Origin of the sequence: Sporomusa acidovorans, from assembly GCF_900101845.1 — a bacterium.
Taxonomy (GTDB): domain Bacteria; phylum Bacillota; class Negativicutes; order Sporomusales; family Sporomusaceae; genus Sporomusa; species Sporomusa acidovorans.
In genome coordinates this window covers 20,774-43,244 of sequence record NZ_FNAM01000043.1, presented here as the reverse complement: position 1 = coordinate 43,244, position 22,471 = coordinate 20,774, and the positions used below count along the sequence as shown (strand labels likewise).

14 protein-coding genes and 3 riboswitches are annotated in these 22,471 nt (G+C 55.3%); all 14 genes read left to right on the top strand.

The window, feature by feature from the left end; genetic code table 11:
• Window positions 1-119: 119 nt before the first annotated feature.
• On the top strand, window positions 120-2,087 hold the full coding sequence (locus tag BLR65_RS22525) for a methyl-accepting chemotaxis protein (RefSeq protein WP_093796421.1): 1,968 nt from the start codon (window positions 120-122) through the stop codon (window positions 2,085-2,087).
• A 136-nt stretch (window positions 2,088-2,223) separates the two neighbouring features.
• Window positions 2,224-2,405, top strand: a riboswitch (cobalamin riboswitch).
• A gap of 253 nt (window positions 2,406-2,658) precedes the next feature.
• Window positions 2,659-2,931, top strand: coding sequence for a hypothetical protein (locus tag BLR65_RS22520; protein WP_093796420.1), 273 nt, complete (start codon window positions 2,659-2,661; stop codon window positions 2,929-2,931).
• Window positions 2,919-4,895, top strand: a complete 1,977-nt coding sequence (locus BLR65_RS22515) for a TonB-dependent receptor (protein WP_093796419.1) — start codon at window positions 2,919-2,921, stop codon at window positions 4,893-4,895. Before BLR65_RS22520 ends, BLR65_RS22515 begins: the two co-directional genes overlap by 13 nt.
• Before the next feature lie 13 nt (window positions 4,896-4,908).
• Window positions 4,909-7,152, top strand: coding sequence for an ABC transporter substrate-binding protein (locus tag BLR65_RS30045; protein ID WP_169716702.1), 2,244 nt, complete (start codon window positions 4,909-4,911; stop codon window positions 7,150-7,152).
• Entirely contained in the window at window positions 7,152-7,988 is an 837-nt protein-coding gene (locus tag BLR65_RS22505; protein ID WP_093796418.1) for an ABC transporter permease, read from the top strand. Before BLR65_RS30045 ends, BLR65_RS22505 begins: the two co-directional genes overlap by 1 nt.
• Before the next feature lie 16 nt (window positions 7,989-8,004).
• Window positions 8,005-8,949: an ABC transporter ATP-binding protein gene (locus tag BLR65_RS22500; protein WP_169716701.1), complete on the top strand. Its 945-nt coding sequence runs from the start codon at window positions 8,005-8,007 to the stop codon at window positions 8,947-8,949.
• Window positions 8,942-9,706, top strand: coding sequence for an ABC transporter ATP-binding protein (locus tag BLR65_RS22495; protein ID WP_093796416.1), 765 nt, complete (start codon window positions 8,942-8,944; stop codon window positions 9,704-9,706). The genes BLR65_RS22500 and BLR65_RS22495 overlap by 8 nt, the downstream gene beginning before the upstream one ends.
• A gap of 178 nt (window positions 9,707-9,884) precedes the next feature.
• Window positions 9,885-10,280 (top strand): sirohydrochlorin cobaltochelatase, encoded by a 396-nt coding sequence (locus BLR65_RS22490; RefSeq protein WP_169716700.1) that lies wholly within the window; start codon window positions 9,885-9,887, stop codon window positions 10,278-10,280.
• A gap of 75 nt (window positions 10,281-10,355) precedes the next feature.
• A complete protein-coding gene (locus BLR65_RS22485; protein ID WP_093796414.1) occupies window positions 10,356-10,883 on the top strand; it encodes a hypothetical protein in 528 nt (175 codons plus the stop codon).
• A gap of 282 nt (window positions 10,884-11,165) precedes the next feature.
• Window positions 11,166-11,347, top strand: a riboswitch (cobalamin riboswitch).
• Window positions 11,348-11,583: 236 nt separating this feature from the next.
• Window positions 11,584-16,728 carry a TonB-dependent receptor domain-containing protein gene (locus BLR65_RS22480; protein ID WP_169716699.1) on the top strand — a complete coding sequence of 1,715 codons (5,145 nt, stop codon included), beginning with the start codon at window positions 11,584-11,586 and terminating at the stop codon, window positions 16,726-16,728.
• Window positions 16,729-16,891: 163 nt separating this feature from the next.
• Complete coding sequence (locus BLR65_RS22475; RefSeq protein WP_093796412.1) at window positions 16,892-18,250, top strand: hypothetical protein; 1,359 nt, start codon at window positions 16,892-16,894, stop codon at window positions 18,248-18,250.
• A gap of 126 nt (window positions 18,251-18,376) precedes the next feature.
• The gene (locus BLR65_RS22470; protein ID WP_093796411.1) at window positions 18,377-19,216 is read left to right on the top strand and encodes a hypothetical protein; all 840 of its coding nucleotides are present in this window, start codon (window positions 18,377-18,379) and stop codon (window positions 19,214-19,216) included.
• A 44-nt stretch (window positions 19,217-19,260) separates the two neighbouring features.
• Entirely contained in the window at window positions 19,261-20,226 is a 966-nt protein-coding gene (locus BLR65_RS22465; RefSeq protein WP_093796410.1) for a CHAT domain-containing protein, read from the top strand.
• A gap of 29 nt (window positions 20,227-20,255) precedes the next feature.
• Window positions 20,256-21,845, top strand: coding sequence for a hypothetical protein (locus BLR65_RS22460; RefSeq protein WP_093796409.1), 1,590 nt, complete (start codon window positions 20,256-20,258; stop codon window positions 21,843-21,845).
• Between the two features lie 288 nt (window positions 21,846-22,133).
• A riboswitch (cobalamin riboswitch) is annotated at window positions 22,134-22,315 on the top strand.
• Window positions 22,316-22,471 lie beyond the last annotated feature (156 nt).

The following is a 22,471-nucleotide window of genomic DNA, read 5'->3' as shown; positions in this document are numbered from 1 at the left end:
AAAACAATACAAAAAACTACGTTAAATCTCAGTTAAGAATAGAGGCAGGTCAATTGCGGAAAATAATGGCAGGAGGTATAATTATACTGCAATTATGAAAATTTGGGGAGGTATGGCGTTTGATTGTTAGCAATAGTTTGCAAGTCAGGCTTATTGTCCTATTAGTGCTGTTTGCTTTTTTTCCCGCCTGTACTGCTGGAATTATTGGGGGATACATAAATTCTCAGTCGTTAAAAGAAACAACAATTTCGGCCAATCACAACACGGCTGAGCAGATTGGCAATGAAATATCACGCATGGTAGAGGACGCGCGGAGTGTTACGGAAATGTTGGCTGTGACACCTGTTGCCAAAACTATGGACCCCGTGACCGTTAAAGACATGATCGTAAGTGCTCAGCAAAAGGATCCGGTTTTTGAACTAATTTATGTTATGGATGCCACCGGGATGCAGATTGCCAGAACTTCCGGCAACCTGGCCAACCGTGCCGACCGGCCTTATTTCCAGGAAGCAATAAAAGGCAAAACTTTTTTTACCGATGTGTATATCTCTTCTTTTACCAATGCTCCCTGCGTCACCATTAGCACGCCGATAACAGACAATACCGGCCGGATTATTGGCGTTATGGCCGCCGATGTAAGTCTGAAAGCTGTATGGGATATTGTTGATGCCGCAAAAATTGGTAAAACAGGCTACGTGGATATTGTCGATCAAAAAGGAACCGTTATAGCTCATCCGGATAGGGAGCGTGTACTTAACAAAGAATCCTTTGCGAATTATAGTTATGTCGCCAGTGCGATAGCCGGTCAAAGCGGCGCCGAGGAGACAGTTTCCACCCGGGGCGATAAGACGCTTACTGTTTTTACGGTTATACCGGAAAACAAGTGGGGGGTTATTGTACATGAACCCATCAGTGAAGTCATGGCGGCAGTCCTGCATTCAGCCGTAGCAACCGGTGGAATTACGCTGGTGGCCGTACTGGTTGCACTTCTCTGCGCTTATTATGTCGCGCGCAGCCTTGTCAGACCGCTGGAAAAGCTGGTGGCTGCCGCCGAACAGGTGGCGGAAGGTGATTTGTCTCACAGTATTGCAGTTCAAGGTGTGGCTGAAATTGCTAAATTAACGCAGACTTTCAATTCCATGATAATCTCGCTGCGTGGTATTGTTACCAAGACAGCGGCAACAGCCGAAACAGTTGCCGCCTCTTCGGAGGAATTAGCTGCTTCTTCGGGGGAAGTCGGGAAAGCTGCCGAAGCAGTGGCGCTTACCATTCAGGGAGTTGCCGAAGGGGCTAATAAACAAGTCCATATGGCAGATGATTCGGCGCTGATTATTAAAGATATGGTCGAAGCTATAGCCAACACCGGCAAAGCGGCTCAGTCTGTGGCTGCCGCTTCTGAACAAAGTGAGAAGGCAGCTGAAACAGGTTCTGAGCAGATTGCCTTGGCGGTAACCAAAATGAAAGTGATTCAAAACAATGTGAGCCAGGCAACCGAGAAAATCCATGCTTTGGGTGACAAATCCCGCCAGATTGGGCAAATCGTGGATGTTATTACCGGCATAGCCGGACAAACGAATCTCTTGGCTTTAAATGCGGCTATCGAGGCGGCGCGCGCCGGTGAGCAGGGGCGGGGGTTTGCGGTTGTAGCCGATGAAGTTCGTAAGCTGGCCGAACAGTCTGAAACCGCCGCCCGCGAGATTGCCGGCATTATCGAGGCCATTCAGGCAGAGACAGTAGAAACCGTTAGTGCCATAGACCAAGGCAGCCAGGAGGTGGTCGCCGGTGTTCAGGTCGTGGAAAGTTCCGGCACTGCCTTTAAGGAAATATATGCAGCGGTCAAAAATGTTCGGAATGAAGTGGTGCAGATTGTCGCCTTGGCTGAAGAACAGCAAAAATGCAGCAATTTGGTAGAAAACACAGTTGCAGCTATTGCCGAAACTGCCGGTCGCAATGCTGACGGAGCCGAGCAGGTAGCTGCCGCCAGTCAGGAGCAAAACGCCAGTGTCCAGGAAATTACCGCAGCTTCGGCCGGCCTGGCCCAAATGGCAGTTGAACTTAAGCAGGTTGTGCAGGAATTTAAAGTGTAAGAGTAAAATTACCTTGCTTTATACCAACGGCGCAGCAAATCTTTCGGGTGTGCAAATATTACCAAAAAGAATTGACATAGTATGTCCCGAAGTGCTATTATTGAGTCCAGTAATAGAAAGCTAACTTTATGAACAACTGCATAACGTTGAGTCAGGTGCCCGTAAGGGCTTAATAGGGAAGACCGGTGTAACGCCGGCGCGGTCCCGCCACTGTAACAGGGAGCGAAACCAAAGTATGCCACTGAGACACGCGTCTTGGGAAGGTTTGGATGAGCGATGATCTGGAGCCAGGAGAACTGCCTGTCTGTCAGTCACCGTTTTTTACCCACGAGCGATGGGGAGGGGATTCGAGTACCTGAGTTGTGCTGTATTTCTTCCCGGCGTTTGTAGCGCCGGGATTTTTTATTAGGTATAGCTTTATTGCTTACGATGTCTCCTGTCCTATGGGCAGGGGATTTTGTTTTGCCAAATATGGCGATTAATAGCTAAACCGCGGAGGTGATCTTGCCAACCAGCAACATTTACGTGCCAGGAACAACAAGGAAATCAATACATACTATGAGGTGACGCTATGAAGAAAAAATCTCCCAGAGAAAACAAAAAGCGGCTACTGGCAGCGGCAATCGCCTGCGCAATCGCCGCAAGTTTTACATCCGCTTACGGTTCGGCGGAAGAAGCGGCGGATACGGCGGCGACCACGGAAACTGCTACGCCGGACGAAAAGGAACAGGTTCCTGCATATAAAATGGAAAAAGTTGTCGTTCAAGGCAAAAAGGACAAAAAAGACAGTTCTGCTGCGCCAGCTGACGGTTTACAGCCAAAAGCGGCAGCGTGGGTTTCTTAGGCGAAAAAAACACGCTGGATACCCCCTTTACCCAATTCACGTTAACGGCCAAAACCATAGAGGCTTTCGGCGCCGCCAGTCAGCCGCTCGACAGCATTCTGTCCAACAGCCCCTCGATTCAGGCGTCAGGCAGTGTGTTGCATAATGACTTTACATTCCGGGGCTTTCGCGCCAATGGCACAAGCTCCTATGTAAACGGCATACCCGGCATGTTTACGCAATTTAACGCGCCTACCTTTATGATCGACCATGTAGACCTTATTTCCGGACCGAACAGCGGTATAAGCGGCACCGGTGCCCAGTATGAGTCGGATTCTGCCGGCGGGCTAATCAACTTTGTATCCAAAAAAGCGCCGGACGAGCCCTTAACCCGCTATACGCAGACCTTTTCCGGCATGGGATCGTTCGGCGAATATTTCGACATTAGTAGGCGGTTTGGCAAAAACAACGCCTGGGGTGTGCGTATTAATACCGAACTGGTGAACGGCGAAACCTCCATTCACGGGGAAAATATAAAGGCGCAGGGGATTTTCGCCAACATTGACCACCGGGATGCGAACAGTACCACCAATATATTGACAGGCTACCGCCATATTGAAATTGAAGGCGGCATGCGTTGGTTCAAGCTGGGCTCCGCTGTCACCCGTCTGCCCAGTGCACCGGATTCAAGCGCCGATTACGGGTTTGACGGGATGGTGAAAGCGTCCAGAGGCTGGATTTTGGCCATAAATCATGAACAAAAAGTAAGCAAGGACTGGAGTGTCTTCTTTAACGGCGGTTTGAACCGCAATAATCTGACCAAAAATGTGAGCGGGGTAAATAGTGCTTTTACGCTTAAAAATAATGACGGTGATTACGATCTATATGTAAATAACGGCGGTACGCCCATGAATACCTACTATGCCCAGATAGGCACCCGCGGCAAAATTGCCGGTGGGGCAGTTACCCACAATGTGACCTTAGCAATGGATAAATCCTGGCGCAACCGCGAATCGGCAAAAACTACCAAGAATGAAACCATTGGCACAGGCAACCTTTACGACGGCTTTGTGCAGAATCGCCTGCCTAATGACGACTATACGACCGGTTTGGCGGAAAAGCAAAAACTCTGGGGCTGGTCGCTGGTCGACAATATTGAGTATCAAAAATGGCAACTCCTGTTAGGCGTACACAAGCATTTCGCCACTGTGAACTCATATACGCCGACTACCGGCAAGAAGACCGCCAGCGTCGACAGCGATGCCTTCTGCCCCACCTACGGTATCGTGTATAAACCGGCAGCCAATCTTTCCTTATATGCCAGTCATTCGGAAAACTTTAACAAAGGCGCTGTTGTAGGCAGCGGCTATACGAATGCCGGCGACATTCTGGCGCCGGCCAAAACCAAGCAAAACGAGATCGGGGTAAAATACGAACACGCCGGCATGCTCACGACACTCAGCTTTTTTGATATTGAACAGGCCAATAGCATTGATGTTGCCGACCCCGGCAACAGTAACAGATATTATCTGCTCCAGGACGGCAGAGAGCGCCATAAGGGCGTAGAACTGTCCGCCAGCGGCAGCCTGGGCCGCAAATGGAATGTACTGGGGGGTCTCACATTTCTGGATGCCACTCAGGAAAAAACCAAAGGCGGCCAATATGACGGCTACGACGTAAGCGGCCGGGCAAAATGGAATGCCGTAGCCGGCCTGGAGTATCAGGCCAATGACCGGCTCAGCATTATCGGCCGGGCCCGCTATACCGGCAAATCGACCATCAATTATGAAAAAATCACCGTCCCCGGCTATACGACATTTGATCTCGGCCTGAAATATAAAATGAAAATCGAGCGCACACCTGCCGTGCTTAGTCTGATGTGCTACAATCTGACCAATAAAGATTACTGGATGGCGGCCCGCGGCGATCAGGTATACGTATCTCTGCCGCGCACCATCGTCCTGTCTGCCCAGTTTGACCTGTAGAGGCCGGCAGGATATGCGGGTAATAAAAGCAAGCCTTATGGGAACATGCCACTTTTATATAAACGTTGTCTGCACTCTCGCGCTGCTCGGGCTGGCAGTCGTTTTAACCGGTTGTTCCGGCAATACGGAACAACCGCCCGGCCCGGATAAGGAGATCGTACTGGCTGCCGCCAGGGACCTGACTCCCGGCAGCAAGGACCCTTACTATACCAGCCTGATCCTGGAGGTTTGGGAGCCGCTGGTGGGGACCGGCGAGGACGGCAGGCCGGCTCCCAGACTGGCAAAGAGCTGGGAGCATTCCGGCGATTACCGGGAATGGGTTTTACAACTGGCGGCAGAAGTACGGTTCCATGACGGCACGCCTTTTGACGCGGCTGCCGTCGTGAAAAATTTTGAGCGTTACCGCGTCATATCACCCAGGGTATCCACTTTTTATACCTTTGATATCAACAAAATATACCCGGATTTACAACAAGTCGAAGCTGTGGACGAACATACCGTTCGTTTGACGTTTTCCCGGCCGTTTCCCACTTTGATTTACAGCATGACCAATTTTGGCAGCGCCATGTTCAGTCCCGCCTGTTTCGACAGCCGTACCGGCGATTTTATCACCGTTGCAGCCGGTACCGGTCCGTTTAAAATTGCCGGCCATGTTCCCAAACAGTATACCTTGCTGGCGCGCAATGACGAGTATTACGGCAGCAAAGCCAATGCCAAAACCATTCGCATAAAAAATATACCGGGTGCCGAAACACGGTATTCGGCATTAAAAACAGAAGAAATCATGGGGGTTTTGGACATAGGCTCGCTCCCTCCCGCCTTAACAAGCGAACTGATCAAAGACGGACGTTTTGCCGTGACAACCCAAAAATCTTCTATTACTCATTATTTGTTCTGCAACGGCGAAAAAACGCCTTTTAACGACCCCCGCATGCGTAAAGCCGTCAGCCTCATGGTCAACAGGAAAATACTGGTGAGAAACTTTTTTCATGGCTATGCCATACCCACCGGCAATTTCCTCAATAGCGCGTCGCCGTTCAGCAAGGAAATACGGCCGGAACGCAATCCCGGGCAGGCGAAAGCCCTGGCCGGGGACGTTTTGCAGGGGCAAACCGCCGATATCACCTTGCTGGTGCCGCAATACGGCATTGACCGGTATCCTTATAAAGAGATAGCCGAATTCCTGCAGGCCGAACTTAAAGAACTTGGCCTGCATGCCGGCATTGTCATTTTGGAATGGGCGGCCATCCAGGACGCCAGAGCAACCGGCAGGTTCGACATCATCCTCGGCACGCAGGGGCTGCCCAATTTTGAACCGGCTATATTATTTAAAAATTATATGAAAGCCACCGGCAGTGCCAATGTTCAGTATCGGCTGGGTTATCAAAATCAGGAAGCCGAGCAACTGCTTGCTCAACTGGATACTGCTTCTGAAACAGCGGACAGAGCAACCATTTATAACCGGCTGCAGGATATTGCGGCAGCATCGCCGCCCTGCATTCCTCTGTTTGAGGATATGAATCTCGCCGTTTATAATAAAAAGCTTCTTAACGGCAGCCTGGGCCTATCCTACCTGACGCAGCGCCCGGTTTTGGACGAACTGCTGCTGCGTCTGCCGGTGACGCTCGCTTTGGCCGTCTCTGCCTTGCTGCTGGTTGTGTTTACCGGCATCCCGCTGGGGCTGCTTATGGTTTATCACAGAGATAAAAAAACTGATTTTGTACTCCGGGGGGCCGCCCTCCTGGCTACCTCCATACCGTCGTTCTGGCTGTCTATCGCCGGTATGTGGCTTTTTGCGGAGAAACTGCAACTGCTGCCCACCAGCGGGTATGGTACCTTTACTCAGCTCATTCTGCCCGCCCTTGCCCTGGCGGCGGGAACAACCGGCACGGTAATGCGCCTGCAGCGCGCCGCCCTGCTGGATGTGCTGGAGCAGAATTTCATTCTTACCGCCAGAGCAAAAGGCTTGCCCTTTCCCGTCATTATCTGGCGGCACGGTCTCCCGAACGCCCTGATCCCGGTAATTACCCTGCTGGGAAATTACTTTGGCGCTGTTATCGGCGGTTCGGCAGTTATTGAGTCGGTCTTTTCCCTGCCGGGATTGGGCAGTTATGTGCTGGAAGCCGTCAGAGGCCGGGATTATCCGGCAATCCAGGGCTATGTGCTGTTCACCGGACTTATTTTTGTCGTATTTAATTTACTGGTTGATTTAGTCTATCTGGTGCTTAATCCCCAAATACGGCTGGGAGGGAAATAATGGCTGCTGTAAACCGTGTTCCTGTCATATATAAACTGGCTGCACTTATCCTGGCCCTGCTGGTGGGCTGCGCCATCTTCGCTCCCGTCATCGCTCCCTATGATCCCAATCAGGTTTTACCGGATGAAACACTGCAGGCCTGTTCCGGTACGCATTGGCTGGGAACGGACGCGCTGGGCCGGGATGTGTTCAGCCGTATCCTGTACGGCGCGCAGGTTTCCATCGGCTTTGCCGTGACTGCGGCCTTATGTACCATGCTGCTGGGAATCTCCCTGGGAATAATCGGCGGCTATTTTGGCGGAGCTGCCGATACCGTCATTCAACTGCTGGTGAATATATTCCAGGGATTGCCGGGCATGAGCCTGATGATCGCAATTGCCGGTGCCATGGGCCCCGGCACAGCCAGCCTGCTGCTGGCGATTACGCTGACCTCCTGGGCAGGCTTCTCCCGTATTGTGCGCGGCGAGGTTTTGAAGATCCGGGAGGAAAATTATATCGAGGCGGTACGCAGCCTCGGCGGCGGTACTTTCTACATTCTTCTGCACTATATCTTGCCAAATCTGTTCAATTCTCTGATTATCCTTTTTACCGTCCGGATCGGTACAGTAGTACTGTCCGTGGCTTCGCTGAGCTTTTTAGGGCTTGGCCTGCAGCCGCCGCAAGCTGATTGGGGAGTTATGATCCAGGATGCCAAAACCTATTTTCGCAGCTATCCCAATCTGCTGCTGGCTCCCGGTTTATGCATCATGGCTTTATGTGCCAGCATTCAGTTAGTCGGCGATGCCCTGCGCGACAGATTCAGTATCCGGAAAGGTTTGTACAAACAAGACTGGTAGAAAGGACTGTTATAAAGTGAATGACAATATCTGTATCAAAAATGTTACAGTCTCTTTTACTGCAAAAGCAGGGATCGTACAGGCGGTGAACCATATTGACGCGATCTTTAACAGCGGGGAAATCACCGGTATAATCGGGGAAACCGGCAGCGGTAAATCGGTTTTGGGATTGTCGGTGTTACGCCTGCTGGCGGAAAATAGCAGGGTAACCGGCAATATTATTTACCAAGACAGGGATATCTTGCAGTTGCCCGCCCAAGAACTCAATCAGCTCCGGGGCAAAACCATCGCTTTTATACCGCAAAACACCGATACCGCCTTTAATCCTGTTATGACCGTCGGCCGGCAAATCGGCGAAGGGGCTGCCTATCACCACAACATACCGCAAGCTGCCGCGCGCCGGCAGGCGATTGAGCAACTGCGCCGGTATGCTTTTCAGGAGCCGCAAACCGTGGCGGCACGCTACCCCTTTCAGCTAAGCGGCGGTATGCGGCAGCGGGCCCTTTGCGCCATGAGCACGGCACTGTCGCCAAAATGGCTGATTGCCGACGAACCGACTAAAGGCCTGGACGCCATAATTCGCCGGCAGGTATTTCAGCTATTTCATGACCTTAAGGCGAGCGCCGGGATCAGCGTCATGCTGATAACCCATGATTTAAGGCTGGCTGAAAAGCTGTGCGACGCAATTTTCGTGCTCTATGCCGGCACCGTGCTGGAACAGGGGACGGCCGGCGAAATTTTTGCCGGGCCGCTGCATCCTTATACCCGGGGGCTGATCAATGCGCAGCCGCATAAAACACTAACGCCGCTGCCGGGTATGCCTCCCAGCCTCATTGACTTGCCGGCAGGCTGCAAATTCCAGCCTCGCTGCTCCTGCCGGAAATCAATATGCCGCTTGCAGGAGCCGCCGCTGCAGGCGATAAATGGTCGGAGACAGGTGAGGTGTTGGCAATATGCTTGAAGTTATCCATCTGACCAAAACCTTTGCCGCCGGCTTATGGGGGCGTACCCGGACCACCGTGGTGGATGATGTTTCCTTTTCCGTGAAAGCCGGTACAACACTGGGGCTGGTGGGCAGGAGCGGGTCCGGTAAATCGACGCTTGCCCGCCTGGTTGTAAACCTCATACCCTGCGACACCGGCCGGATCATTTTTAACGGCGTAGAGATAAGCCGTTTTACAACCAGGCAGATGAAACCGCTGCGCAAAGACATGCAGATTCTGTTCCAAAATCCCGAGACTTCGCTGAATCCCCGCCTGAGCATCGGCGCCAGCCTGGCAGAACCCTACCGATTGCATGGCATATGTGATAAAGAGCATATTGCGGGACAAATCGAAATGTGGCTGCAGTTTGTCGGTCTGGACACCGGTATTTTGAGCAGGCAGCCCTATCAGTTAAGCGGCGGCCAATTGCAGCGTATCTGTATCGCCAGGGCCTTGCTGCTGCAGCCTGGATTTCTGGTGCTGGATGAACCTACATCCATGCTGGATGTGTCGGTTCAGGCCCAGGTTATTGAAGTGCTCAAAAATGCGCAGAAAACATACGGTATAGCCTATCTGTTCATATCGCATGACCTGGATTTGATCAAAGCTTGCAGTGATGAAATCGCTGTCATGCACCGGGGACGGATTATCGAGCAGCAGCCGGCCGCGGCCTTATACAGCCAGCCGCGGGAAGAGTATACAAAAAAACTGCTGGCGGCCTTCGTAAACTTTTAGTGGCATCAATCCCTCATGTGAGGGATTGATGGCTGCCCGGTGCCGGGAGCAAGGTCAACCCCGGCCTTGGGCGTAAGGATTGACCACCGTATTTTGGTATGTTAGGATAAAGTTGGCAATTGGATCACCGGGACGGCAGCTTTACCGTTTCCCTAATCATATGGGGAGGTTTGTTAACTTGGACAAGACAGAAAAAAGAGCTTTTTTAATGGTGGGCATAGGCACCGCCTACCAGGAAGCCCGTAGGCTGGTCACGGCCTGTATGGAAAATAAAATCCGGTCGGAGTATCCTCAGTATGAGATCCGGCAGGCCTTTGCTTCCCGCACCGTGATCGAAAAACTGGCGGAAATCGACGGCATTCAGGTCGACAGCGAACGACAGGCCTTGGAGCGCCTGCAGGCGGAAGGGTTTACCGAAGTGATCGTGCAGCCCTTCCAGATATTTGCCGGCGACGAATACGAACAAGTCAAAGCCATTGTCCAGGGGTACGGTGCGGCAAACGGCTTCGACAAGACCGAATTTCTGCCGTGTTTGACCTTCTGGATCAAGCAGGAATCCCGCACAATCAACTGAAGTTGTCCAAAACTGCCGCCGGTCAGCAGCGTAGCCTAGAGTGACGCCTTTCTCCAGCCCCGCGGCTGGGAACGCGTGATTGATGATTATTACTATGTTTCGGCCTATGCGGACCTGGGGCCCTTTTTCCCCCGCTATCACCGCGTCTTTGCAGAAAGAAGATATAACATCGCAATTCCCGGCTACGGACATTTGCGGTACAAAGGCGGAACCCCGGTTACCTTTAGCGAAACAGGCGATGTCCTTGCCGGAACAGTCGCCGGGCAGGCCACTGTCCGCCTGGTGGCAGGCAAATACGGTTTCCTGACCTTTAAAGAAAATACCGTCCTTGCCTTCTATGCTTTCGGTGCGGTCAGGTCCGGCGTATTGGACGCCGCTGCCAGCCTGCGGCCTGTAGGCTGGAAAACCAACCAGCCGGCAGGCGACGCCGCCGGTTTTGTGAAATTCAGCGCCAAACAAGCCATAGAATTTAATGAAACAGGGGAAGTCACAGCCGGGACCTTAAAGGAGACGCTCAAGTGGCGATCCACGACCGGAGAAAGCGTCGAATTTCCCGCTGACACGGCCGTACGTTTTTCGGAAGCAGGCGCGACGGCAGAATAAAAAAAATAATCCCTTTTTTGTCAATTTTAGCAAAAAATACCTCATATGAGGGATAGACGGCAAAACATTTTCGTAGTATGCTAAAGCCAATGAAGACATTCAATGCGCCAGCGTATCCTCTCTATAAATACATAATCTAGATGCTGCAAACGTCTTGTTCCTGTATACCAGGTATCTCCGGCAAAGAGCCGCTTGTTCCGCGGTGACAAGAGAAGGATTTGCAGGTATCAGTGCGTCCTCTCCTGTCAAGTGGGAGAGGATTTTTCTCTACCGGAACGCAACCACATAAGGCCAGAGACAGGTGCCCTACGGGGCTTAATAGGGAAGTTTGGTGCAAAGCCAACACGGTCCCGCCACTGTAACGGGGAGCAAGTCCGCGGATGTGCCACTGGGAGCAATCCTGGGAAGGCGCGGACAAGCCATGAGCCGCAAGTCAGGAGAACTGCCTGTCTGACAATCACCATTGTGTTGTGTCAACGTTAATTCTGTAAGTGATAACCGGCAGGATTAAGGTTAATACAGCGCGCGACCTGCGAGCGACGGGGGAGGAGATTACGGCATGTGACCGGATAAACAACCAGCCGGCCGCTGGCGTAACGAGCGCAACGACTCCCCGCAAGGGAGTTTTTTTATTGCGCTGGCCTAAGACCATTTACCAGCCGGGGTGGAACCGTTTCCGGCATCCAGGGATGGAAAGAACGTGCAAAGGAATGATCAAATTTTGAATCGTATTTACAAAGTCATCTGGAATCGCAGCCGCGCCTGCTGGCAGGTGGTGTCTGAACTGGCGAAAAACAATGGCAGGGTCAAATCCCACCGGTGCCGCAGCCGGCGGGAGAGGGAAACACTGGATAGCATGCTTGCCTGCCGGCAACTGGCCGCGGCCCTGGCTGTAACGCTCGCCTGCTCGCTGGGCCTGGCCGTCGCGCTGGCTGCCGCGGCGGAGACCAATGCCACCGGCAACTTGTATTACGGCGATCCCGGAGGTTACCCCGTCTTTGCCACGAAGGACACCTTGAATACCAATATGGGCGGTCAGTATCAGACTGTTTATAATTATGCCTCTTATTTGGGGACTTATAATTTTACTTTGGTCAAGGGGGCGAGCGGAACCGGCGCAAGCGAGTTAACCGTCGGGCAAGTCGTCCAGAGCGGCCCGGCCGGCAAAACCATTAGTGGCAAAGCCTATCCCGGCTGGGCAGCGATACTGGGCTACTCCAAAATTTGTTTAAAGCTTGCCGACGGCACCTATGCCGACGCCACTTCCTATGCTAATACGGGGGCAATACTTGACGCTATCAATACCGACTATTGGCTCAATCCCAAGTATGCGCAGGAGATCGCCGCGGCATTCAGCAGCGGGGACCTGAGCAAGCTGACGCATCTGCCGCTGTTTTACGGCTTGACAGCGGATGGCCAGTATGAACTGCTGGGTTCACGAACCATAGCAGGCAGTATGACTAACTCTATCACGCAGACCGGTACGTCCTCGTACGGCAGTGTGACCGTCAATGCCGGCGATACCTGGCGGCCGCTGGACCGGGTGAAATTGACCACGGTCGTATCCGGCCAGTATACACTGCACAACAGCGTACAGGTAGGCACTGACGGCACAATTACGAATGTGGGTTATTCCTCGCCGGATACGTTTGTAAACCTTACAACAGGGAAAACAATGCCCTTCGCTGCGGACAGAAAGGCGACGGCCGGTACAACCGTTGACATTAACAACGGCGAATCGCCTCTTACAGGTTCTTCCAGTACGACGTACATCAAGGTCGACAATCTTACCGTCGGCACAGGCGGCACCATCGACCTTGCGTATCTCAACACGTCAGGCAGCAATCCGCTGGTACTGCAAACAACCAGCTATAATAAGAACCGCACCATTTTGGCCGAAAACGCGTCGCTCGCTGACGGTACCGTTCTGCACTTTGGCTCCTATATCGGCGTTGATCTGGCCGGCCAGTCCAATAAGACAACAAGCCTCTATAAGTTCGGCGCCAGGGGCATGGACCAGCTTTTTGTCACCTATGCGACGACGCCGGACAGCAAGGCTAAGGTCTACCTGGAACTCGGCTATGTGGGCGGGCTGACCCAAGCCACGCAAGGGGTGGCGACGCGACAAACATCCGAATATCCGGTATTTTTCGGCATTCTGAACGGGGCGGAAAACTTTACGGTCGAGGGCCGGACCACACTGGCCGACGGCATCTTCAGCCAGTACCAGATTACGCCGGTAGTCAGCCGCTATGACAATTATTTCACCGACCCTGCCAACAGTTCCCTGAAGACCGGCACCGCCTGGTATCTCGACAGCTATAGCTGGATTAACCTCGGCACCGCCTCCGAGTCCGGCCGGTCGGCGGCCGACAACAGTGTAATTACGAATAACCTCTGGAAAAGCAATTATCTGAACATGTTCCGCCGGGTGGGCAGCCTCCACCGCCCGGGCTTTATCGGGGAGCGGGTCGCAATGCTGGGCGACAGCGCTCCGGCCGCGACCAATAGCACCCCGGCAGGCGGGACAGGCACACCGGCAACCGGCGCGGCAGCTTCCCGTACTCTGGGCATCGTTGCCTATCCAGTAAAGGAGGAAGATCAGAAGGAGAACGCCTGGGCCGAGGTCTGGCACGGCAAGTACCAAAGCAGCTCCGGCTACGGCCGCCGGGTTGACCAGAGCTACAACGGCCTGCAGGCCGGCTATGACAAGCTCTTGAACCACGACATTCACGGCGGCAAAGTTTATACCGGCTTTTTTCTGAGTAAGGTGGACGGCAAGTCTAATACCGCCAGCGGCGGCGGTGATCAGGACAGCCAGGGCCTGGGGCTGTACGCCTCCTGGGTGGGCCACAACGGCCATTACCTGGACGCGGCCGTTATGGCCTCCCGCCTCACGGACAAGTATCACCTGACCGGTAACACCGGCAGCGGCCTTGGCCGGATCAGCGGCGACTACAGCACCTGGGCCTGCGGCCTGGGCCTGCAGTACGGCTACCAGTCACCGGTAACCCAGCAGGGCTGGTACTGGGAGCCGTCGGCCGCCCTGTTCCTCGGCCGTACCAACGGCGTCAGCTACAGCCTTAGCAACGACCTGGGCATCAGCCGGGACAGCGCCGCCAGCGCTACCGGCCGTCTGGGCCTGAAAGTGGGCAAACAGCTTGCCGGCGGTAAAGGCAGCGTCTACGCCGGTGTGGCGGCGTTGCACGAATTCGCCGGCGGCACCGGTCTGCACGCCTTCTTCGGCAACCAGACCATGGCACTCGCTACGGCCAGCGGCCAGGATACCTGGTGGGAATGGAGCCTGGGCGGCAACTGGAAGCTTTCACCCACCGGCGTTTTTAATCTGGACCTCAATAAGACAACCGGCGGCGACGGCAGTGACTGGAAAGTAAGCGGCGGTCTCAACTGGACCTGGGGCGGCTTCTGGAGCGGCGGCCAGGCCGCGCCTAAAGATCAGGCGGTGGCAGCTGCCGCCGGCGGCGGACTCCGCGGCGAAGCCCCGCGCGGCAGCACCGCCCTGATCGTCGGCGAGGCGCCGACCGCGGCGGTACCGGCGCAGCCGGCTCCGGCGGCAACGGCCGCCCAGCCACCGGCCGGCAGCCCGGACAGCCAGGACACGACAGCCCCGCTGGCGGCTGACGGCCGGCAGCCTGCCGGGGAAACCCCGGCGGCTAGCACAGTTCCGTCTCAGCCGGCGGCAGACCGGCCGGCCGGTGCAGCGGCCGCTGTTGACAGCGGCGAATACACCTTCGCACCTGTAACCGTCGAAGCGGCCCGGCCCGCTTGGGAGAGCCAGCTCTCTCCCGGCCAGGTCAGCGTCGTCTACCCCGAGCACTTTGCCGGCGAGCAAAAGGATCTGCCGGACCTTCTCGACCGCGTGCCCGGACTGTTCGTGCAGCGCGTCAGCGGCGACGGCCACTATACCGTGGCCCGCGTGCGCGGCTCGACCGGCGCTCAGGTCGCCGTCTACGTCGACGGCGTCCTCATGAACCTCAACGGCGAAGCGGCCGTCAACCTCTCGACCATCCCGGTGGACAATGTCGAACGCATCGAGGTCTACCGCGGCTATGTGCCGGCGCGTTTCTCCGGTTCGCCGCTGGGCGGCGTCATCAATATCGTCACCAAGAAACCTAAGACCGTGGGCGGCACTATTACTCAGGGCATTAAATCCTATGGCGGCTACACCGGCACCTATCAGTTCACCGCCCCGGCCGGTAACGGCAGCCTGCTCTTCACCTGGCAGCGCGATATCTGGGGCGGCGATTTCCCCTTCACTGTCAGTCCGTCCAACAGGACGATAACCACTGAATACGGCGATGTCAACCGCCGTTCCAACGGTTACCAGAATGAGAACGGCATGGCCAAATGGCAGGATGACCATTGGACGGTCAAGGCCGCCTGGAAGGACCTGCACGAAGAATTGCCGCGCGCCGTTGACACCCTGCAGTCGACCGGCGAGCCGGGAATGGGCGGCAGTAGCGGCGGCTATACCGAATATTTCCACAAGGGCTACTATGACGCCGAACAGGATATCCGTCAGCGGGAATTCCAGATCGGCCGCCGCGATACGGCGGGCAGCCTCGACTGGGGCTGGAAGGCCTACTATCTGAACCAGAAAAAAGATTACCGCAACACCGGCATCTATAAATACGGCGCCGACACCGGCACGGATGTCGATAAAAAGTATGACTACATTCCCGGCTTCTTATGGACTAAGTTCGACTCGGACAAATGGGGCTTCAACCTCAACGGCTCGCTGAAAATGGGCGGCAGCCACCTGGTGGAAGTGAATTTCGACTACAGCAACGAAAGCCTGGACGCCGACGGCAGCCACTGGACCGACTGGAATCAGTCCGCCTGGGTTAAAAACTGGAACCGCCAGTATATCCACCACTACAAGATCCAGGAATACCATCTGACGCTGCAGGACAGCATCACCCTCAACCAGGCGGGCGACTTCAAGCTGACGCCGGTGCTCAGGGCCGACCGGGTGGTCATGTCCACCATGGCCGCAAATGACAAGAAGTGGCAATATTCCGGCGCGGCCGCCCTCCAGAAGCAGCTTGACGAACACTGGAGCGTCCGGACCAACTGGGGCACCTACAACCGCCATCCCAATTTCTATGAGCTGTTCGGCGACGGTGCCACCATCGCGCCCAACGAACAGGCGGCCAAGTTCTTCGACCTTGACGGCCAGGGCACCTGGGAGAGCGGCCACCAGTTCGACTTCAGCGTCAACTGGCAGGGCAAACTGGCCCGGGCCGACACCGGCACCAGCCTCACCTGGTTCCAGCGGCGCTCCCGGAACCAGTTCGCCCTCTGGCAGCCCAATGTGCCCAACGCGCCGGGCAGCTATTTCCCCATGGACGACGCCCGCGTCCACGGTCTTGAGCTGACCCACACTATGAAATGGCGGCGCGTCAGCCTTGACCTGAGCGGCACCTGGCAGAAGTCCGAGTACACGGACAACACCATGGGCGGCATTCTCAACGGCCGGAAGTCCGTTATCTCCTATACGCCGGAATGGGCCTGGAACGCCCGGCTGGATTATCTCTTCCCGGGCGACAAGCTGGATGCCTTCGCCGAGTATCACTACACCGGCAAGCAGTTCACCGGCACCAATACGGATAAGGACTATGACACGTACCTGGATGCCCTGGCTACCGTCAATCTGGGCGCCAAATATTCCTTCGGCAACGGCTGGAAACTGACGGCCGGTGTGGATGACATCTTCAACAAGGGCTATGAGGCAAGACAATTGAACAACGGCGCATATTCGAGCACGCGGGCCTACCCGCTGCCCGGCCGCATGTACTATGCGACCATGGAATACAAGTTTTAACCGGTGTCAAGCCTGCCTGGTTATGCCTGAGAGTTTTCGTTGCGGTACAAACAAGCAGGATTCACATAGACAACAGACAGAGGAGGTGATTCCGGTGCAGTAAACACGCGTTACCGCAAAAACCTAAAGAATACATTTAATATGAAACGGAGAGGTGATTTACATGTCCACATTGGCAGTAGGCGTAGTGAATTCTTCCTACAGTAAAGGGATTGCGAGCACGGTAACCTTCGGTTCGCCGGTAACCCGTCACCCTGGGGTAGTAACCGAGCTTCCGGCAGGCACTAATTTATCCAGCGACCCGCGCGTGCTGGCGTTTATGCATGGCACGAACGAACGGGCGATGATTGCCAGCTATACCTATGCTACACCGCCCAGCGTGGGGTCGGCAACCTTTGGCGTGTATGCGCCCACCACTACCGGCAGTTGGGGTTCCCCCATCGCCACCGCCACCACCAGCGGCGGCACCAACAACTGGGGTATCAGCAACCCCTGGGGCCTGGTCAGCATCGACAAATACCTCTATATTCAGGACTATGACTCCAACAATATCGCCATTGTCGATATGGCCAGCGGCTACACTCTGGCCGGCACCATCAGCAACGTCTTTACCGGCTACGACAGCGGCAAGACCCCGCACGGCAGCGGCATGGATGTGTACAGCTTCGATGACCCGGATACCTTAACAACCGTTTATGTACTAGCTGCCTTATACAATCAGTCGGATTCCTCGTATACCTATGGCAATTCCGGCCTTGTGCTGATCCGGGTGGACGGCACCACGGCCACCACCATCGGCACCATTATCACCTTAACTAAAAACGCTACTTCCGTAACGGTAGAAGCGGATTCTGCGAGCGGTAATTTCTACGCCTATGTCACCGCTATGGGCGGTATGCAAACCGCCGGCGGCAACGGCAGCGCTTCGACCGTGCAGGCCGTGACGCTCCCGAACACCGTTTCGGGGGGCATATATACGCCGACCCTGGCGTTGCTCAATACCGTTACCGCCATGACTTCCCCGTCTACCTTCGGCGATTTCAACGATATTGAGTTTTGGGATAGTAACGCCTATATTCTGGGGTCCAACTATGACAGCAGCTATTCCACGTATACCTACCGGCTGATCCGGGTAGCGGCGGCTTCGCTGCGCAGCGGCAGCTTCAGCGGCAGCAGCAATACAGGCGCGCTTACTTCCACTCCGGCCGGCGCTACTTGGCTGCTGGCCCCGGCGAACGACACCCTCTGGCTGGTGGACGGCAACTTCGTGCACAATGTGCCGGCAGGCACTTTGAGCAGCGGCTCGACACCGTTCGGCAGCGCTACTGCCGACGCCACCGACGGGACTTCCAGCGGAGTTGGCCTTGGCACCAGCGATGTCAATGGCAACCTGAACACGGCATCGGTCGTTATCGACCGGACGGCGACGAGAACCCGCAGCGGCAAGCCAGCGACTGCCGTCTCCCGCAGCAAGATGGCGCTTACCGCCGAAGAACTTAAACGCAGAACCGGCAAGAAATAAGGTTCTTTTATCCGGCAACAGGCAGAAATCCTGTGCGGCTCAGGCTGCGCAGGATTTTCCGCCCCGGGCCGTTTACCGCCTGACGGCAACCGGCTTGTTAGCCTGCAAGGGAGAGGAGGATTTGTGATGAAAACCAAGCAACGCTTATCATGGAAAGCAGATAACCATTCCGCGCCGCCGGCCCTGAGCCTTGCGCCGCTGTCCGCTTCGCCCGCCGTCCGGGAACTGGAAAAGCTGCTGCGGCGCGAGGCGGCGCCGTTGCGACCGGCCCTGCCGCCACCGGGGGCAGCTTCCGTCCGGCCAGTGAAACCGGGAGAAGGGCCGGACTTGCCGGCCATCGTCCGTTTTGCCCGCCGGCACAGCGAGCGCCTGCGCGTGGACAACCGGCCGCTGCCGGCCGGTCAACTGGTCAAAGCCTTCAATAAAATTGCCGGCGCTTTTCGCCGGGATGATTTGTTCCGGGGGCACGTCGGTTTCCCGGATTTGTATCAACGCGCCCTGCTGCAGCTCAGCCGCTGCGATCTGCAAGTAAACCTCGGCGCGGCCGCTCGCGGCGGCATGGCCGACCGGTCGCTGGCCGCCTTCTGGCGGAGCTATTTTCGCGTCAAGCCGGCAGTGGGCGCTATTGATTATTTGGCGACGGTGGAGACGGCGGCCGTGCTGGCGCTGTTCAGCGCCGACGCCGATCTGTTTACGGATGACGGCCCGGCTTGGCCGGCCGGGGACCGGGCGGGGCTGTTCGCCAAAGCCTGGGAATTCTTTGCCGTGAAGGGCTATCTTGCCTTTGCCGGGCAGGCGGGAGAGACATTTACCCTCAGTCCGTACGCTCTCACCCGTGTGCTGCGCCAGTTCTGCTGGTTTATCGACAATTTCCACCAGGTCAACCAGCAAGGGTATGCTTATACGCCGCCCCTGTCCTGCGAGGTGGTCAGTCAGGTGGATAATCCGGCCGACGTTACCGGGTAAGCGCCCTGTTTAGGCAAAACCAGACAATGAGGAGGGGAAAGCGTATGGTTTCGACCAATGATCTAAGAGCAAGTCTGCTGCGCAAGCAGGCGGAATTAACCCGGTTAAAAATCGACAAGACTCAGGCCCTGCAGCAAATCGCCGATCATAACCAGGTATTTAGCCGAACGGCGTCCGCCGGCCTCAGCTTGAAAGCAGCGGCCGGCGCGTCAGCGGGGCCGGCCGTGGAAACGGCCAAAAGCCAGATTAAGCGGGGCGCGCAAAAAGCCATTGACCTAATGGCGACCATCGCTGAGCTGGAGCAGGAAGTCGCTGAGCTGGAGCAGCGGCTGGCTGCCGCCGATCAACTGGCGCAGACCAAAAAGGCCCGTAAGCAGCCGCAGCGGGCCAAACCCATCGCGCAAAAAGCGGCTGAACAGGTAACCGTTCTGTTCCTGGCGGCCAATGCCCTGAAGGACGCTCCTTTGGAGCTTGACGCCGAAGCCCGCGATATCCAGGAAAACATCCGTAAATCCGCGCGCCGTGATGCCATTAACTTTGTCACCCGCTGGGCGACGCAACCGCTCGACATCCTGCAGGCTATCAACGAAACCAATCCGCAACTGGTGCATTTCAGCGGTCATGGTTCGGAAAATGACGAACTGGTGCTGCAGGGCGATGACGGCAAACCCAAAATGGTGCGCCTCGCCGCTATTGTGCAGGTCATGCTGAGCGCCTCCGATACCATCCGGCTAGTATTTTTCAATGTGTGTTTTTCGAATGAGGAAGCCGAAGCCGTCGTCAAGTACGTCGAAGCGGCCGTCGGTATGAACACCGCGGTCAGTGACGAGGCGGCCCGGGTGTTCGCCGCCCAGTTTTATTCGGCCCTCGGTTTCGGCAAATCTTTGCAAACCGCCTTTGAACAGGCTAAAGCCGCACTGATGCTCAACGGCATACCGGAAGAAAATACACCGAAGCTGTATGTCAAAGCAGGACTTGACCCGGCCCGGCTCGTATTTGTTAAGGAATAAACCAGCGAACTGGAGAGTGTGGAGCCAGCATGCAACAGCAACAGCAAATTTGCCTTGATCTGGTGCCGTTTATGGCCAGGGGCATCGCCCAAAACAAAGCCGCCCGGCAGGAACTGGATAAAATCTGCGCCGGCGGCGGCATTATGATCGACAGCGCCGTAACGCCCCGGCGGCGGGCTTACGGCAGCTATTTCCGGGAAAAAGACGTATTCACCGAACTCTATTGCCAAAAAGCCACAGACCTGATTGTTACTTCCTTTCAGGAAAATGAGAACGGCCGGAAAGCGGCGGCGGCTTTCGAACAACTGCTAAAAAAATGCTGGCGGGCGATTTACAACTATGTAAAAACAAGCGGCCGGGAAGTCCCGTTCGAGTCGTTCTGGCAGTTTTTAATGAAACAGGAACCCCGGCTGACGGCCCGTGAATTGCGCAATCTGCCCGCGCCGCCGGTGCTGCTTGACAAACACCGCCGCCCGCTTAAACCGCATATTAACAGCAAGGATATGCTGGACGGCGATTTTGCGATCTTTTGGTATTTGGTCAATGTTTTCGGAAAAACCCTCACAGAACAGGGCCCCCTGTTCCACTCTAATTTTCAGGCCCATCTCCGAGTCCAGGAAAAAATGACCGGGGACCGGCAAGCCCCTGTCCTGACGGACCGGCAAGCAGAACTGGCCGATATGTTGTGGCAGTCCATTGACCAGCGACTAAAGGGAATTCCGGCTAGTTTGGACGAGTATTTCCATACCCTGGAATATACCCGGACCGCCGGGTATCTGTTCAAGCGGGAAAACTTTGGCGGCCTGCCTTTCGACGCCATTGCACGGGCGCCGGTCAGCCGGCGGGAACTGAGGCGCGCCATCGAGACGATGGCTGCAGCGCTGTCAAATGAAACGCAGGCAACGGCTGAACTCAAACAGGCCGCTCTGGATTTTTTCACTCGCACGCTGCTGATCCGTGCCTGCGCTGCCGAGTATGATAAACTGCGGACCTTTGTGCTGAGAGAAAGCCGGCGCGAAGGAAAAACCGCAGCCAAGCGCCTGCAGGCCGACAAGCTGAAAGCTGAGTTGGCCCAGGCGCAGAAAGAAATTGCGACATGGAAAGAAAAGCTGGCGGAAAAGCAAGTCTTGTTGAACGAACTCCAGCTTAAAATAGATAAAACCGAAATGGCCCGGCAAAAAGAACGGGACCAGTGGGAGGCAAAATTAGACGAGTCCAGCCAGGCGCTGGACAAACTGCTTGCCTCCCCCAACCAGGAAAATGAAGCGGAAAGGGAAAGGGAGCTTAGCCCGGAAGCCGTTGAGGCTATTGCCCGGCTGAATGTCGTCATCATCGGCGGCAGAAGCGACTGGCAGCAGCGGCTGAAAGAAAAATATCCCCGGTTTGCCTTTATTTCGCCGGCAGAGGCAAAATACGACCTGGCTGTCCTGGCGGCCGCTGATGCCATCGTGATATGCTGGAAATGCCTGGGCCACAGCCTGTTTTACCGGACGGTAGGCTATGCCGGCAAATACCATAAGCCGATTGTATATTTCGGCAGCAGCAATGAGCAGCAGCTGCTGCGGCTGCTGCAGAGGAAATGCCTGCCGCCCGGAAAAGAAGAAAGGCACAGGGACTAAGGAGGGCTAAGTAATGGTTATTGACAAAATAAAAATACCTCACATGAGGTATAGACGGCAGCGCGGCTTCGTAGTACGCTATAACCAACGATACATTTGAATTGATCTAATCGTATTCTCGCAATAATACACCTGCATAATCAGATGCTGCAAATGTCCTGTTCGTGTATCAAAGTACCTCCGGCAAAGAGCTGCTTATTCCGCGGCGACAAGAGAGGGATTTGCAATCATCCGTGCGTCCTCTCCTGTGAAGCGGGAGGGGCTTTTTCGTATACCGGAACCGACAATCGCATAAGGCAAGAGACAGGTGCCCTACGGGGCTTAATAGGGAAGTTTGGTGCAAAGCCAACACGGTCCCGCCACTGTAACGGGGAGCAAGTCCGCGGATGTGCCACTGGGAGCAATCCTGGGAAGGCGCGGACAAGCCATGAGCCGCAAGTCAGGAGAACTGCCTGTCTGACAATCACCACTGTACGGTGCCAACGCTAATTCTGCAGGAGGAAGCTGCAGGCTTAGGACTTGGTACGGTACGCGACCTGCGAGCGACAGGAAGGCGATTACGGCAGTATTCGGAACCCGGTCCCGTCCTGACGTAACACTCCTGCAAGGGAGTTTTTTTATTGCCG